8 protein-coding genes are annotated in these 17,049 nt (G+C 35.1%); 7 read left to right on the top strand and 1 reads right to left on the bottom strand.

Annotation, left to right across the window (positions count from 1 at the left end; all coding sequences use genetic code 11):
• Positions 1-23: 23 nt before the first annotated feature.
• From A8B35_RS03930 to A8B35_RS03900, 7 genes are all read left to right on the top strand, one after another.
• Positions 24-2,375, top strand: a complete 2,352-nt coding sequence (locus A8B35_RS03930; RefSeq protein WP_075602096.1) for an ABC transporter permease — start codon at positions 24-26, stop codon at positions 2,373-2,375.
• A 21-nt stretch (positions 2,376-2,396) separates the two neighbouring features.
• Complete coding sequence (locus A8B35_RS03925; RefSeq protein WP_075602095.1) at positions 2,397-4,736, top strand: ABC transporter permease; 2,340 nt, start codon at positions 2,397-2,399, stop codon at positions 4,734-4,736.
• Between the two features lie 25 nt (positions 4,737-4,761).
• Positions 4,762-7,101 (top strand): ABC transporter permease, encoded by a 2,340-nt coding sequence (locus tag A8B35_RS03920; RefSeq protein WP_075602094.1) that lies wholly within the window; start codon positions 4,762-4,764, stop codon positions 7,099-7,101.
• A gap of 24 nt (positions 7,102-7,125) precedes the next feature.
• Positions 7,126-9,435, top strand: a complete 2,310-nt coding sequence (locus A8B35_RS03915; protein ID WP_075602093.1) for an ABC transporter permease — start codon at positions 7,126-7,128, stop codon at positions 9,433-9,435.
• A gap of 10 nt (positions 9,436-9,445) precedes the next feature.
• On the top strand, positions 9,446-10,684 hold the full coding sequence (locus A8B35_RS23660; RefSeq protein ID WP_075602092.1) for a TraB/GumN family protein: 1,239 nt from the start codon (positions 9,446-9,448) through the stop codon (positions 10,682-10,684).
• Between the two features lie 208 nt (positions 10,685-10,892).
• Positions 10,893-12,359: an aldo/keto reductase gene (locus A8B35_RS03905; protein ID WP_075602091.1), complete on the top strand. Its 1,467-nt coding sequence runs from the start codon at positions 10,893-10,895 to the stop codon at positions 12,357-12,359.
• 226 nt (positions 12,360-12,585) lie between these two features.
• Entirely contained in the window at positions 12,586-15,030 is a 2,445-nt protein-coding gene (locus tag A8B35_RS03900) for a DUF4114 domain-containing protein (protein WP_075602090.1), read from the top strand.
• Positions 15,031-15,102: 72 nt separating this feature from the next.
• Here A8B35_RS03900 and A8B35_RS03895 read toward each other — a convergent pair whose 3' ends face one another.
• Positions 15,103-16,461, bottom strand: a complete 1,359-nt coding sequence (locus A8B35_RS03895) for an alkyl/aryl-sulfatase (protein ID WP_075602089.1) — start codon at positions 16,459-16,461, stop codon at positions 15,103-15,105.
• Between the last annotated feature and the right edge of the window lie 588 nt (positions 16,462-17,049).

The following is a 17,049-nucleotide window of genomic DNA, read 5'->3' as shown; positions in this document are numbered from 1 at the left end:
ATCATCTCAAATATCTCAATATTATGCTTTCCTTAAAACATACCATCCGCATCATAAGCCGAAACCGTTTAAGTTTCGCAGTAAACTCAATAGGTTTAACATTAGGTTTAACTGTTTGCTTACTTCTTTTTTCATATGTAAACCACGAACTAAGCTACGACAAGCATTTTCCTAATTCCCATAGAATAGTTCGCATGCTTATTGGCTGGCAAATGGAAGATGGCATGGAATATATCCCTATTTGCCGTAGAAGTGCATTTACCGAGATGCCAAGTAAAGTACCTGAAATTGAATGTGCCTATCAGTTATTAAGAAATTCTGAAGCTAATATTGAAAAAGATGGTGAAAATTATGGCGACCTTACTTTAATAAAAGTAGATAGTACTTTCTTTCATGTATTTGGGTTTGAACCTACATTGGCTTCGAAACAACCCTTTGCCAATGAAAATTCTATTATGCTATCGGAAGAGATGGCTCATAAAATTTTTGGAAGGATTGATGTAATTGGAGAAGCGCTGAAGCTGAATCGTGAAGATTTTTTTGTGAGTGCAGTGTACCCAGATATACCAAAGAACTCTCACTTTAAGGCCGATATAATGGTACCCATGCCTAATGGGGTTAACAAGTGGCAAAGTTTGGAATTCAACACCTATTACCTGATTAAAGAAGGTGTTGAAATGAATACCGCAATTGCTAAAATTGAACAGGCAAATCAGGCTGCTCTTGACAAATGGGGTGCACAATTCGGAATAAAAATGGTAAGCAAGGCTGAACCTTTAGAAGGCATGCACCTGTTCACCGTAGCCGATTTTGACCTAGAACCTATTGGTAACATTAAGCAAGTAATAATGGTGGGGGTTATTGCTCTCGTTATACTATTGGCTGCCCTATTTAATAGCATCAATTTATTTTTAGCCACAGGACAAAAACGCTTAAAGGAAATAGGAATCCGCAAAGTTTCTGGTGCTGATAATAAATCTATCATCAAACAATTAATTGCTGAATCGGGCTTAATCAATGCCATAGCTTTAATAGCCTCGTTTATTCTAGCCGCCGAAATAATGCCCTTCTTTTCTGATTTGGTCAATAGAGATATCCCATTGACTACGTTATTTAGTTTTAAAGGCATTGCAATGGCTGTATCCGTATTTATTATGTCAACATTATTAGCTGGGGTATATCCTGTAATTACATTAGTAAAACACAATACCAATGCTATATTCCGCGAAAGCAAAAACACCAAATCAAGTTCTAGTTGGCTATCGCAAGCCATGATTATTACGCAATTAGCAGCTGCAGTGTTAATGTTATTTACTTTATCAGGAATTAACCAACACCTTCATTTTTTACAAAAAAGCGATTTGGGTCTTAACCCTTCAAATGTAATTGTATACAGTGGTATACATGCATCCTTAGACGATCAATTAGAAAGCATTAAGCAAGAGGTAGAAAATATCCCGGGTATTTCAAAGGTTGCTTTCTCTAACCATTCTATGGGTGGGGGTTACAGCGGACAGATGCTACGTTTAAATGGTAGCGGCGAAAAGTATAAAGATTTAAATGAATATAGGGTTCGAGAAGATTTTTGTGATCTATTTGAGCTGAATCTTGAATGGGGCCGCTTCTATAATGCCAATGACAAAGGAAATCAAAAAGTGGTGATTTTAAACAAAACAGCTGCCGATAAACTAGGCCTTAAACCAAACGACACGCGAACCATTGATATGGGCGATTGGAGAATGAATGTTGAGGTAATTGGTGTGGTATCCGATTTCTTTTACGAAGGAAATGCAACCAAAGTAAGACCAATGGCCATATCGAACACAGGAAATAACATGAACCACATGAGTGTGCGATATACCCCTAATGCAAATGTGAATAGCATTAAGGATAATATCGATACAATATTTAAATGTTACGATGCTCAATTTAAAGGCTACAGTTGGTATAACGAGGATAAATTTAGAGAAATGTATGTGCAAGAAGAAAGCATACGCCAAACCGTTGCTTACAGTGGCATGATTGCCCTCTTCATTTGCCTAATTGGAATTTATGCCATTACCGTTTTTAACTTACAAAAGCGTTTAAAAGAATTGGCACTTCGCAAAATCATGGGTGCCTCGGTGCAAGCAATACAAACATTGTACTTGAAAAAATACATCAAGCAATTACTTATTGCAGCACTAATAGCTTTGCCAATAGGTACTATAATTATGCATGAGTATTTCAAGAATTACCCAAAACACGAAAGCATCAATCCGCTTTTCTACATTTTGTCTATTGTGGTTCCGCTGATTATAATCTGCACCATTGTAGCCATTAGAGTATTGTATACTGCCAAGCAAAATCCGGTTAAATCATTACGTTACGAGTAACGAATCTAAAAAAACGATACAATGATCATTCAGAAACTCTTACTACGAAAAATACTTGCAAATAAAAAGGCAAACCTACTTACCTTAATTAGTCTTGTAGTTACATTCGTAGGAATTATAACCTTAACACTATTTATTGATTATGAGTTAAGTTTTGATAAACAACATAAAAACAACATTTACCATTTAAAAACTACGCTTTATCAGGATGCATTACCCATTAATATTATTGAATTAGTTGAGGGGAAATTAACAGATGTAAGCAATGCTACTCTGTTAAGAATAAAGAATGAAGAAGTTTCTTTAGATTATAACGACAACACATCATTTAAACAAGAACAGAAGTTAATATATACAGATGCGCATTTTTTAGAGATGTTCAACTTTGAGGTTGCAAGCTCTAGCATAAACGCAGTATTTAATAAGCCAAATCAAGTATTGTTAACAAAACAATGTGCTCGTAAATTCTTTGGAGATGAAGCCTCCATAAATAAAATCATCTGGATAAAAGAGAAGCAGTACACTGTTGCGGGCATATTATACGACGTTCCGAAAACCTCAACCATACAGTTCGATATGATCACTTCTATACATCCTATAATAGAAGAAAGTAAACGCACTGGTGAGAAAGCTTGGGGATTTATTTCTTTTTTGCAGCTAAGGCCTGATGCAAAACCCGCAGCAACATCGAAACAAATAGATCATCTTCTGGCAGATATACAACCCTTTAAATCTTTACTTACTGTTGTTGAGGATAATCCTTTATTTAAGTTGAGCGCCTTTAAGAATATCCATTTCGATACAAGTAACACTGTATTTAGCTCGTCAAATCCACTAATTTATAGTGTTTTATTAGTCTTTGTTATTATGATAATAGTTATGGGATTGATGAATTACATAAACTTTAAAGGAGAACAAGTTCCTTATCAAACCCAAACCTATTCGCTACTTCATTTTTTTGGGAACTCTAAAAGAAAAGGCCAATTTATTAATATCATAGAATCAATAATATGGTGCCTTATATCTTTATGTATCTCACTGCTTATTCACCAATTATTTTATAATAAATTACAGACCGCATTAAATATCGAGGGACTACAAATAAACGATCGTCTCATCTATATTATATACTTTATATTGGGAGCTGTTTGCTTTGGAATTGCAGGTTCTTACTGGGCTAGTAAACAAATTAAAAATACTCCTCTATCAGATGGCCTTAAAGGAAAAATATTGGCTAAAAATAAAACTTACTTGGTACGAAACATTCTATTAACTACTCAGTTTACTGTGGCTGTTACGTTAACCATATCTGTTTTAGTAATTAGTAAACAACTTAACTTTTGGTATAATTTTGATACGGGCATTAGTACAGATCAGGTAGTTCAAGTCAAATTACCTTCGAGCTTAAAAACGCAACACGAGGCTTTCACAAATAAAATTACCCAAAAATCACTCTGTGCAGATTATGCATTGGCCGATCAAGTGCCAAGTGCAGTAAACAACGGCATGGGTACCGGAATAAACGATAAGCTTGTTAATTTTAAAACATGGGTGGTTTCTAAAGAGTTTATAAACTTTTTTAATATAAATATAGAAGAAGGACGAGCTTTTCAGACCGAGAATGATGCTGATTTGGGTAAGGTAATTATTAACAAAAAAGCAGTGGCTGAAATAAACTGGCCCGATGAAGCATTGGGTAAAACAATGAGTACTGGAGATAAAGGGTATGGAGAAATTATTGGTGTTATGAATAACATACAAATTAATTCACTATACAGCGAAACAGGCCCGCTGCAACTATATTTAAGTGATAATTCTGATGATTTTGATTACTTATTTCTAAGAGTAAAACCCTGTAATTATAAAACGCTTTTTAATGAGATTAATACTGTTGCAAAAGAATTTGATCCGCAAGCAAATCTGGAAATAGAATTTGTAAACGAAGCAAGTAACAAACTCTATGCACAAGAAGAACGGATGGTACTATTTATCAAATGTGTAACTATTTGGTGTATAATAATCGCTTTAATTGGCATGTTAAGTATGACATTATTAGTGGCTCAGAACAAAACCAAAGAAATTGGAATACGAAAAATAAACGGAGCTAGTGTAGCCGATATTCTACTAATAATAAATAAGCAGTTTGGTTTAATTGTTTCACTATCCATTTTAATTGCCATACCCATATCATACATTTTAATGGAACACTGGCTCAGTAATTTTACCTATAGAACTAATATAGGTATTTGGGTATACCTAGTTACAAGTATTAGTACTTTCTTAATTTCAATTGCAGTGGTAAGTACTCATATTATTAAAGTAGCCAAACAAAATCCTATTCTGGCACTTCGTTGCGAATAAATAAAACCTAATACAGATAAAGATCATGAAAACATTCTTCAGAACATACTTCAACCGACTTATAAAAAACAGTACCTACTCTGTTATTACCATCCTTGGCTTCTCGGCTGCCATTACCTTTGCTTTGCTGCTAGGAATCTATCTTAAGCAAGAATTCTCTGTAAACAAACAACAGGTAAACAGCGAACGAATTTATCGTTTAACTCATAATATGGAATGGGCAGGATGGGCTCCACCAATTATTGATTGGATATCGGAGAAAGTTCCTGAAGTGGAATCAGGTTGTCGTATTGGAACTTCAGAAACAGTGGTTACTGGTCTTGATAATCAAAAACATATTACCAATATATTATTTGCCGATTCTACATTTCTGCAAATGTTTTCATTTAATCTGATTGAAGGCAATTCGATAACAGCTTTGCAACATCGCAACCAAGTTATTATTAGCAAAGCATATGCAGTTAGGGTATTTGGTGACAAATCTCCCATTGGACAAACCATCAGTTTTAGAAATGATTATAGCTGCACCGTAACTGGTGTTATCGAAAACTACTGGGAAGATTCATCATTTGCTGAGGCTGATGTGATTCTTAACTTTATGGATACTGAACATTTCTGGCCATATAATGACTTTTTAAATTCTCCGGGCACCAACAACTTCTCTTTATTTTTATTCGAAAAGCAAAATTCAAATTTACCAACGCAACACAATAAGATATTCAATACACTTAAGGAAAAAGATTTTTGGTTAATAAAACAAGGCTATATTAAACAATGCCGTTTAGAACCCTTATCTGAAACATACTTTAGCAGCATTCAAGGTGATGGTGTTCGAAGATCAAACAAAAGCTTACTCTCGGTTTTATCATTAGTGATAATATTAGTTTTGGTATTGGCCATTATCAACTACATTAATTTAGCCATTGCACAAGCCGAAATAAGAGTACGTAACATGGCCATACGAAAATTAGTAGGAAGCACTCGAACACAATTGGTATTTAGTCATATTACAGAAACTACTATTACTTTATTTATTGCCACTGCTTTTTCTTTTATTCTGGCTAGCGCATGCGAACCTCTAATTAACGACATTCTGTCGGCAAACATTCACTTAGCAAATGAAATTAGCCTTGAATTACTTTTACAAGTATTGGGTATTATTATTGGTATTGGCGTGATTTCAGGTATTATTCCAGCTTTAATTATTACCAAACAAAATGCTTTGCAACTGTTAAAAGGTGAAACAAAAAAGAAAGGAAAAGTAAGTTTATTACAATATTTTATTTGCACCCAATTTGTGGTGGTAATTGTATTGATAACATCGGCACTTTTTATCCAGAAGCAAACAGATTACTTACTAAATCAAAACCTAGGTTATAATACTAGCAATATTGCCGAGTTTCCATTAAATATGGATTCCAAAGAGTACAATGCCCTTAAAGAACAATTGTTACAAATACCGGATGTGAAAAACGTAGCTTTTGTTACGGGTAGTCCGATGGATGGAGGTAATAATAACTCGTTTGAATATAATGGCAAACCTGTAAGTTTTCAGGTCTTTGGTTTTGACAAAGCATTTATGGATATGATGCAATTTAAGATAACACCAACAGGAACTGCCTACTCAAAAGATGCTATTTATTTAAACAGAACTGCCATTAAAGAACTTGAGTTGGATGATTTACCTACTTCATTTAAACAGTATGAAGACGGAGACGCGGTTGATGTTATTGGTGTTATTGAAGATTTCACCTTCAGACCAATGCACATGAAAATGGGTCCGGCTAAAGTTTGGCAAAGAAATGAAAGCGCTGAAAACCCTGATGGTGCATGGACTATGTTTGTAGAGGTAGGCAGTGGAAACCCAAATGCAACAATGACAATGGTTCTGGATACGTACAAAAATTTTACTGGAATTGAAGCCATGGAATACCGTTTTATGGATGCCATTATAAACGATTGGTATACAACAGAACGTTCTACTGCTAAAGCTATCTATTATTTTACCATCCTAACCATCATCATTGCATCCATGGGGATATTTGCCATATCAGTGTTTTTTATGCAAAAACGTATTAAAGAAATTGGTATACGTAAAGTAAATGGTGCAACCATCACCGAAATATGCTTAATGCTGAATCAAGGTTTGTTTAAATGGGTAGTAGTATCATTAATTATTGCCACCCCAATTACCTATTGGGGCATGAATCAGTGGCTAGAAAAATTTGCATTCAGAATTAGTCTGTCTCCAACGCCATTTTTAATTGGAGGTGCACTTTGCGCTATTATTGTAGCCATAACTGTTTCAGTAAATACTATTAAATCAGCCAAGCAAAATCCTATTGAAGCCTTGCGTTATGAGTAATACCAACAAATTATCTCTTTTATAATGATAGCCAAAATAAAGCAATCTTTACGCAGTGTAATTAGTATGAAACACCATGCTATCATAAGCATTATTGGTCTTACAATAGGTATAAGCTGTTGCACTTTGGCAACAACATGGGCCTATGTACATTGGTCTTTCGATAAACATATCGATGATGTTGATGATATTTATATGCTCGCTTTCAGTGATACTATTGATAATGAGCTCGATATTGTAGTTCCAACAGTGGCTGCTGAATATATGCGTAATAACTTTTCTGAACTAGAAAACACCGCCCTCTTAAACGTCTGGCCCGAAAGTTTTTCTGTTAATATTAATAAACACTGGCATCAGTTCGATATTTGTATCGCCGATTATCAATTCTTAGAGATACTACCATTCCACTTTATTCAGAAAACTGAAAATCCATTACAAAATAAAGGTGGCATAATTATCTCTGAGAAGGAATCAAATCGTCTATTTGGCTCTACCTCGGTGCTTGGAGAGTCTATTATTTTGCAAGATTCCATCTTATTAACCATTGAAGGCATTTATAAAGATTTCCCTGAAAACACAACGTTTAAGCAACAGGCTTTTGTAAACTTTGAAACATCGCAATTTTACACCAATAATTGCGAAGGTTGGTTCAATTGGTGCGATTACATCATTACAAAAGTAAATACGAATAATGTTACAGAATTAGAGGAGCGCTTAAATGCAAATATGAACAAGGCTGTAGAAAAACTTGATGTAAAAGTTTCACTTTATCCTTACAGTAAGCTACACCTAGAAACTCCATTTGAAGTATCAAAAACCACCCATATTATAGTGGTTAGTTTAGCCGGACTAATTGTACTTTTGATATCTATAATCAACTACTTTTCCTTACTCACAAATTTGTTTTACAAAGGGCAAAATAAGTTTAAATTAAAACGTATTCTTGGGGCAAAACATAGACAAATTATAATAGATTATTGGCTCGATATTTCCATCGTTGTTATTATATCCTCTTTATGTGCCCTTATAATATGCATATTCTGCATTCCATTCTTTATTGAAAAAATGAATGTGAATTTTTTCAATACCATTGGTTATGGAAAGCTACTTTTAATAGTTTCTGTTTGCACTATTACCACAATAATTATCTGTGCTTGTTATCAGTATTTGTTATATGCTTTCGCAAAAAAGAGCACCTACAATAAAAAGCAAAACTTTGGAAAAACATTTAATACCTCAATGGTTATAGCACAATTTGCAATTGCAGTATTTATAGCCTTAAGTGCTTATATAATGCAAAAACAAATTAGTTTTGCTATTCATTCAGATAAAGGATACTCCAACAAAAACTTAATTCAAATCAGTACTTACAATTATCCCATTGATCAGAATTTTGATGTTATTTCAGCAAAGTTGAATCAAAATCCCAATATATTATCCTATAGTTTTAATCAAGGTAGCTTTCAAGAGTTCTCTTCGTCAATTAACAGCTATTCTATTGAAGGAAAAGAAAATGAGTATTGCTATATTTTTAGAACAAGTAGTAATTTATTTAAAACAACAGGAATAAAAATTTTAAAAGGAAGAGCCTTTAATCCAACACAATTTAACGAAGAATATTCCTTAATTATTAATGCCAAATATGCACTCGATTTAGGAGGGTATGATAAAGCATTAACCACACCACTAATTCATAACGATAAAAAGTACAAGGTAATTGGCATTTGCGATAACTTTAATATTGCAAATTTATATACACCCATAAGACAACTGGTGATAACATACAGCGAGCCTTCAAATTATTGTGGATGTTTACTTATTAAAACCAATGGCAACAATGCTGTTGCAATAAAAGATATCAACAAAATATTATCAGATATTTCGCCTCAATCATACATTCTACAAACCATGCAAGAAGCTAGCGCCAATTTATATGTTAATGAGCAAGCCGAAGCAAATATTCTTGGCGGATTTGGTTTACTAACTTTATTAATAAGTAGTATTGGCCTTTTAAGCATGACTATTTTTATTGTGGAGCAAAAAACAAAAGAAATTGGCATTAGAAAAGTTAATGGTGCCAATATTGCTGAGCTCATGAAAATGCTAAATATTAATTTCATTACCAAAGTAAGCATAGCCTTTGCTGTGGCTTGTCCGGTGGTTGCTATAGTTATGCATATATGGCTGCAAGAGTTTGCATATAGAATTACAGTCAATTGGCTGGTTTATATTTTCGCATTTATAATACTAATGGCGCTATCCCTTATATCTGTGAGTACAATAACCTATCGTGCCGCCAAACAAAACCCAATAAAAGCCTTACGTTACGAATAATAAAAACTATATGAAAACAACAACCTTATTTCTGTTTAGCCTAGTGTTTTTAACTAACACGTGCTTTGCGCAAGATTCCATAGTGGACTACCTACTCCATTCAAAAATAGATTTCTATCAGGAGGAGAAAATAATAAACCAACAAGCTATTGATAAGGCCGATATTGTATTCATTGGCGAATCGCATGGATACAATGCCAACCATAAAATTACCAATCGCCTTATAAATGAATATAAACAGGCCTGTGATTTTACCTACATTTTAGCCGAAACAGATTGGGCATACACCGAAGAACTAAATAAACATATTTTAAATGAAGACACGCTTGGCATAAAGGAAATGTTTAATGATGTAAAAGGTTCATTTGCTTGGTGTAAAGAGCAGTACCTGATTTATAAAAATATCATTGCGCTTAATAAGCAAAGTCAAAATAAAATTACCTACATAGGGGTGGATATACCCTCCGGGAACTATACCTATACAGCGAAATGTATACAACACATACTGGCCAAATACCAAGCAGAGGATCCTATACTAAAAAACATTGAAGGCAAATATAACCTAGATAGTACTGAACTATCGCACATTAAAGAACTATTACTTGCATCGGAAAATAAAAACTTCAAGTCCGAAGATCTTTTCTTTTACAAGTACTCATTAAATAATATCATTAATGGAGAGCTAGCACGTGCTGCCGATTACAATTGGGATAAGGTGCGAGACTCTTGCATTTTTGAAAACTACAAAGCCTTGGAAAAGCACTTACACCTACAAACCAAAAAAATGATTGGCACTTGGGGTTATGCACATACAAATCAAGCAGAGTTGGATGGTATAAAATGGTTTGCATCACAATTAAAAAACGATTTAAATAAAAACATTTACACCTACAATATTTTCTATTTAAACAGCAAAAGTATGACGCCCGAGTACTTTTTTCCAGGGGTATTTAAAATATTTAAATCAAAACAGAAATTGTATTATAATACTAAGTTACAAAACAGCAATTCGTGGGTTCAAGATAGTTGGCTAGTAGGCACAAAGGTCTATTTAAACGTACTTAAAAAAGCAACTGATAAAAATAGTATAACTTGCTTTGACATTGATAAACCCAACTCGCCATTCTCACATCAGCCCATTCTCTTAAAGTCTTTGAATATTCAATACAATACCACCGACTTAATGCAATCCATAATTGTGGTGCGCAACTCAGCACCCTCTACTCCATTTGGCGCAAACAAAAAATAGTAGTGTATTTAATAATTGACGCCATTTAGCCCTCTTTTATTTAGATAGAAGAGGGCATTTACCGCTCAATAGTAAGAATGTATGTAGCTCCTAAAGAAAGATTCAATAGGTCCTAGTAATCTCTATAACATCAACGCAATACTTGATTAACTCTTATAATTGAGTTAAATTAATCGATGCTTAAAGAGAAACTTAGAACTTGTATGTTATGAAAAACAAATATCCCATATCGCGTCGCGATTTTATTCGTTTATCTTCAGCAGTCGCTGCCGGAGTAAGTATTGTACCATTCGCATCATCATTTACCAATAAAGCACCAAGCCCCTTAAAAAGAAACTTCGGGGGAATCAACTTTAAGGTAAGTACCCTTGGTCTTGGCGGACAAGCTTCTTTGCAGTGGACACCTGATGATGTTAATCCCGAAGCAATCATATTAAAAGCATTTGACTTGGGCGTAAATTACTTCGACACCTCTAACCTATATGGGCCTAGTCAATTAAATTACCACAAAGCTTTTACCACGCTCAATTTAATACCTGGCAAAAGCAATTACAATAAAAAACTACGCCGCAACATTAAATTAACCAGCAAAACATTAATGCGCTGGGGTAAACCGGGATGGCCCGAACGTGAGCATGTGCGAAATGTATCGAACGGTGAAAATGTGGCTTGTGCCATTGGCGACTTAAAGCGTTCCTTATCCCAAGTTTTTGGCGATGGTGAGGGGTTTTACCCCGATGGAGCTTACCTAGATATTATGCTTGTACATAGTATAACAGGCATTGAGGAAGTTGATGTGCTGTATAAGGGTTTGGATACGCCTTTAAATACCAATGACAACTTTGGAGCACTTGTGGCTCTGCGCGATTATAGAGATGGCACAAACCATACGGGCACAAATCCTAAACACGAAAAGTTAATTAAGCACATTGGTTTCTCGGGCCATCATAACCCCGCTGCCATGATAGATATGATACAGCGCGACGAATATGATATATTAGATGCCATGTTGGTTTCAGTAAATGCCAACGATAAATTGTATTTTAATATGCTTAATAATGTACTTCCATTGGCCAAAGCCAAAGGCCTAGGTGTTATTGGCATGAAAGTTTTTGCCGATGCAGTTATGTACCATAAAGAACCGCGTTTTTCACTCACACCTGCCGATGTATATCGTAAAGTAGGCTCGCCAACCCTACCAAGTAACGAATTGATTGCTTATGTATTAAACTCGCCCTATGTAGATACCCTAATTATTGGCATTGGTAATATCGACGACGACCCGCTAAAATGCCAGCTTACGCAGAATTTTTATGCGGCGCAAATTAAACCCAATACCCTATCGGAACAAGAACAAAAGCAGATTGAAGAAAAAACAAGCAAGGTACGCAATGGGCAAACCAATTATTTTCAGTTACCCAAGGTTAACCTTTCGGCTCCGCGAGATATTACATTTACAAATTTGGATAACAAAACTCGTATTACATGGCAAACCGCTTTTGCTGCCGAAGTACCCATAGCTTATTATGAGGTAATGCAAAATGGCAAAAGTATTGGCCAAGTAAAACACCAACCTCAAGTCAGCAAAAACAAACCATTTAGTTTTAAAACTGATTTAACAGATGCCTCATCAATTGAGGTATTTACTGTAGATGAACAAGGCAATAGAGCTTAAATAAACCTGGCGAATATTTATAAATTAAATACAATGGCATGTAATAAAACAATACATGCCATTGTGATGTATCCCCTGCTCATAAGATTACCACATAAACAAAATAAGACCTTTAACACATCACAACTACAATACATTCCATTCGCCTAAACATATTTACCACTCACCGATTTACCTCCATTCTGTTTATTCTCATGCAATATATTTGAAGAAAAAACAGAGAGTCATGAAACATATTTTACTTTTATCAATCACCTTAATTGCCTTAAGTATACAAGCTCAAAACTATAATTACTTAGGCACCTACACCAGCAACGGAACACCTGAGTATTTACTAGATCCTTCTGACAATGTAAGTCAGGAAACTTTAGATATGATTGCCAACGCTTTACCCGAAGGGTATCCAGTTCCTGATTATAATCCGCATTATATAAGTTCCGGATATGAAACAGATATTCATTTAAATGACAATGCAGAGGTGTTTGTAACCTTTGTTGGTGAGGGCGCTGGTTATAAAAATGTATTGGGTTTTTACACTTACCCAAGCGGTCAAGCACCTGAAGATGCACCAAGTAAAGAAGATATTACTATAATCTTCCCTAATGTATCCGCGCTTTATAGTGGTGGCGGACTTCTTACCGGTAATAAAGTGAAAATTGGGAACTTTAAAGCAGGAACCAGCATTGGTTGGGTACTATTAGCCAATGGCTGGAAAAATGGTGCCGTTACTGACGGGCATTGGCAGGTATATTCAAACACAAACTACAATCCTGAAGCAGATAGCAACTTACGTCAACACAACGTACTATTAGCAGACCCTGAAAACGAAAGAATCATATTAGGTTTTGAAGATATCAGAAGAGATTATGCCTCGTGTGATCAAGATTTTAACGATGCCATTTTTTACGTAACTGCAAATCCTTACGACGCTATTACAACCGAAAACATTACAGATGTTTCAACAGCAACTGATGTTACATCGGGTAATAACGGGGGATTAGAAAGCAACGGTACTCTAGCTGAAAAAATTGCAAAACGTAATTTCTCACGAGGTGTAAAGCAAAATTTTACGAATACTAAATCTGCTCAGATCAGTATGGCAGCGCATCAAAGTTTAAAATCCTCATCGACATCTAAACTACAAACTTATATTCCTTCAACAGGTATGTTTGGCACAGAAACGGCTTATGTATCGAGCCCTGAGGACTTGGTGGAGATTACCAATGCCACTGAAGTATTCTCTGTTGATTATTACAAAAATGATAAACGTATTGCAGTAACTTTAGCAACCTATACTCCCAATGCGGTATACGATCATTCAAAAGCCATCTGCGACCGCTTAAATAACTCAAGCTTACAAGATGTGCGTTTAGTTCAGGTACGCGGACATCAAATTATTCATTCTAAACTACTACGCGCCACTGGCCAAGTAGAAAATACCTTAAGTTTCTCTATTAAAGAAAATGGTAACAATTACGAGCTTTTTAGCTATTGGAATATCGACCAATACCCTGAAGGAAGCTATTATAATTTTCAGATATGGGGTGGTAACAATGCTCAGGTATTTGCCATTGCCAATCAAATTATCGACCAATTTAAATCAGAAAAGAATGTAATCAGCGATGTTAATGTTGAGAAAATACCTAGTGTCTTTGTTAAATCAGGATTCTATCAAAACGGGAAAATACATTTAGAGCTGATAAATAACGATGCCAGTAAAAGTGTAAACTTCAATGCCAATTATAAAGAAACCGAACATTCTTCAAACCAAAATATGAGTAAAGCCGTGGCATTATCGGGTAATAGATATGAAACTGTTATTGTAGAAACTGGAAGTTTATTTGATGCTGGTATCTCACTTAAATCAGATGCTACTGAACAAATGGATGCGCTATACTTGGCCGATGGCCCTTGGGGAGTTGATTATTTAAAATCAAGCGCTGAAGTAAGTTTCTATGATATTTCGAGAAGTACAACAGAAGCTGCTGAAGACAGACATTTTGTGGAACGTAATTTATATACTTCGGGCAAGATTAAAAACACTTTTAATGTATTCCGACAAGTATTACCCGGTGATCAAACTCTAAATGTAACCGATTTTAATACTATTGAATTTACTAGTCAAAGTACACATCCTATCGAATTGGTATTGATGCACGAAAGCATTAATAATTGGGAAAACCGATTCCGCTACATACTTCCGGCAAATACAAATGCAGAAACGTACAGTATTAATTTTAATGATTTTGTGGATAACAACGGCAATAGTGCGAATATTGAAGATGTAAAACGAATTGTATTCTCGTTAAACGGTAATGGAGAGACTTTCGAAGATTTTGAGTTAAGTATTGATGATGTAAACTTCACTACTAAATCAGCAATAAGCACTAATATTATTGAGGAAGAGGCTGATGATACATCGAACAACACAGTTTTTCCTAACCCATTTACTGACCAAACTACCATTAAAATTTCATTTAACATGAGTGCTCCAATTATTAGTGTGTACAATGTAGCTGGTAAATTAGTGGATCAACAAAAATTAAGTGTTGTTTCAGCAAGTAATAGAATACTATATACCAATTCAACACTGCAGAATGGGCTATATGTTTATGTAATTAAAGAAGAGGGTAGTGAGAGTGAGAGGGGCAGATTTATGGTGAGCAAATAAGAATTCGGGATTAGTTCTTATTTAGGTTCGGTGAAATTCACCGAACCTTTTTTTTAGAATCCCTGTAAATTATTACAATTCGGCTTCTAATTCGTTGGCAAACGACAAGTAGTAATTACGAGCAGGCGCATTAATTTGTTGAGCAGCCAACTTTCGTAACAAGGCAATCTTTAATCCAGTAACCTCACTTGTTTTGTAATTAAGCTGCAACAAATAATCAGACAATTGCAGTCCCCATTGATAATCGCCATCTTCAAAGGCACTATTTAAATGCGCCAATACTTTTTCTTCTCCACCGGCCATTTTTACAATGTGCGCTGCCTCATTAACTAATTCTAATGGATAAAGGTGGGTAGGATTACCATCGAACCATCCCACATAAAACGCAAAAATAGACCGAACTCCCCAAGCTACTGAACCATAAAACTCTTGTAAGTTATCTTGCTCGCGCAAATCAGCCGGTAGTTTTACACTCTCTACGGCTTGTTGTACGGTATAACCTTTATTCATGCAAGCAATAGTTTGCTCGTAAACACTTAAAATAGCAGATGCATAGTTTGTAAGATTCTGATGAACATTCGCAGCTCCAGTTAATGGGCGGGTATGTCCTGGAACTAGGTGTTCAACAGGGAAAGTACTCATGGTTTTTACAACTTCGCCCCAAGATTTAACATCTCTATAGCGCGAACCTCTAATGGCATATAAGTTTGGAAATGCTTTGTAATAATTATCACCAGTAAATAATGCCTTTAAACTTGGTGTCCAAACAAATAAATGATCGTTTGTTTCAGCATTTACAGCATATAACTCTAGGTCAATTCCTGCAATAGTAATAACTAGTGAATCGCTAAAAGTTCTATTCGGAGCTATGTAACCCTTCCCTACTCTATCTGTTGGTGTTCTACCCGCTGTTACTCCCCTATTAATAATCTCACTATCGGGTAAGTTACGACCGAACTGACGTGCATTTCTTTTTGCTAAAATCTTTTCCACAGGGGAGTGCTCTTGCAATTCCTCTTTAAAACCCTCGCGGGCGATAATTTGTACAGCTTTATTTGCACCAACAAAAGCGGATGTACCTCCGGTATGATCTTGATGACCGTGGGTGTAAATTAAAGCTACAACGGGCTTATCACATATTTGCTTAAATGCTTCCTCAACTTTCTCTGCAGCGCCTAACGATCTTAAAGCATCAATAATTATAACACCATCATCACCTATAATCATGGCAGAATTTGAACCGTCATATCCCACCGCAACATACACCTGCTCATTCATTTTAATAATCTCAGGTCTAAATTCAGCAGTTTGATTTTTAAGCTTTGTGAGATTTGGGTGTTCTACCTCCTCTTTTTGAGAAGTTTGCTGGCTGCACGAACCAAGCCATAAAGCTCCCACAAGAATGGTTAGTATAATTTTATATTTAATCATATTATCAATTTTAATATTATTTGATCTATCCCTACTCGAATTACACTCTGCCATAACACATTATGCTTCGTAATATCAATCGCTTAAACACAAATATAAAGCATCGTTTTTTACTGAGAGAATTAAAACGTAGAAATAGCAACACTTTAACAGCCAAAAAATAGTTCTCTGGCAATTTTTGGCATAGTGTTTGAATAAACTAAAAACGAAGAGCAAGAGAGTTTTTCATAGATTAGGTTAGGGTTTAGGTTATAAATTGGAAGGTTGCAAAGCCTTCCAATTTTTTAGAAGCACCCACATTAAACAGACATAAGAAGTTTTTTTTCATAGATTAGGGTTTAGGTTAAAAGAAAGGGATTCAACAACGGTTGATATCCCTTTTTTTATGCGCTAAATGATACGCAAAATCAAGTCGCAACACCAATAACCAACCCTCTACAAAGGAGTTACGTCTCGTTTCAATATTAGTTCTGGGCTAAGTTTATATTACAGTCTCAGTATATACTTTGAAGAATTATCATGAAGTAATCATAATTAAGTTGAAAAATATTTGAAGCACCACCCATATTGGCATAAATTACCACTCTT

The sequence above is a fragment of the Saccharicrinis aurantiacus genome (assembly GCF_001660705.2).
Classification (GTDB): domain Bacteria; phylum Bacteroidota; class Bacteroidia; order Bacteroidales; family Marinilabiliaceae; genus Saccharicrinis; species Saccharicrinis aurantiacus.
Note: the sequence above shows the minus strand (reverse complement) of the source record. Positions and strands in the feature narration are given on the sequence as shown.

Excerpts from the sequence above, each read along its gene's own strand:
- A8B35_RS03930 (WP_075602096.1), top strand. The coding sequence starts at position 24 with ATGCTTTCCTTAAAACATACCATCCGCATCATAAGCCGAAACCGTTTA.
- A8B35_RS03925 (WP_075602095.1), top strand. The coding sequence starts at position 2,397 with ATGATCATTCAGAAACTCTTACTACGAAAAATACTTGCAAATAAAAAG.
- A8B35_RS03920 (WP_075602094.1), top strand. The coding sequence starts at position 4,762 with ATGAAAACATTCTTCAGAACATACTTCAACCGACTTATAAAAAACAGT.
- A8B35_RS03915 (WP_075602093.1), top strand. The coding sequence starts at position 7,126 with ATGATAGCCAAAATAAAGCAATCTTTACGCAGTGTAATTAGTATGAAA.
- A8B35_RS23660 (WP_075602092.1), top strand. The coding sequence starts at position 9,446 with ATGAAAACAACAACCTTATTTCTGTTTAGCCTAGTGTTTTTAACTAAC.
- A8B35_RS03905 (WP_075602091.1), top strand. The coding sequence starts at position 10,893 with ATGAAAAACAAATATCCCATATCGCGTCGCGATTTTATTCGTTTATCT.
- A8B35_RS03900 (WP_075602090.1), top strand. The coding sequence starts at position 12,586 with ATGAAACATATTTTACTTTTATCAATCACCTTAATTGCCTTAAGTATA.
- A8B35_RS03895 (WP_075602089.1), bottom strand. The coding sequence starts at position 16,461 with ATGATTAAATATAAAATTATACTAACCATTCTTGTGGGAGCTTTATGG.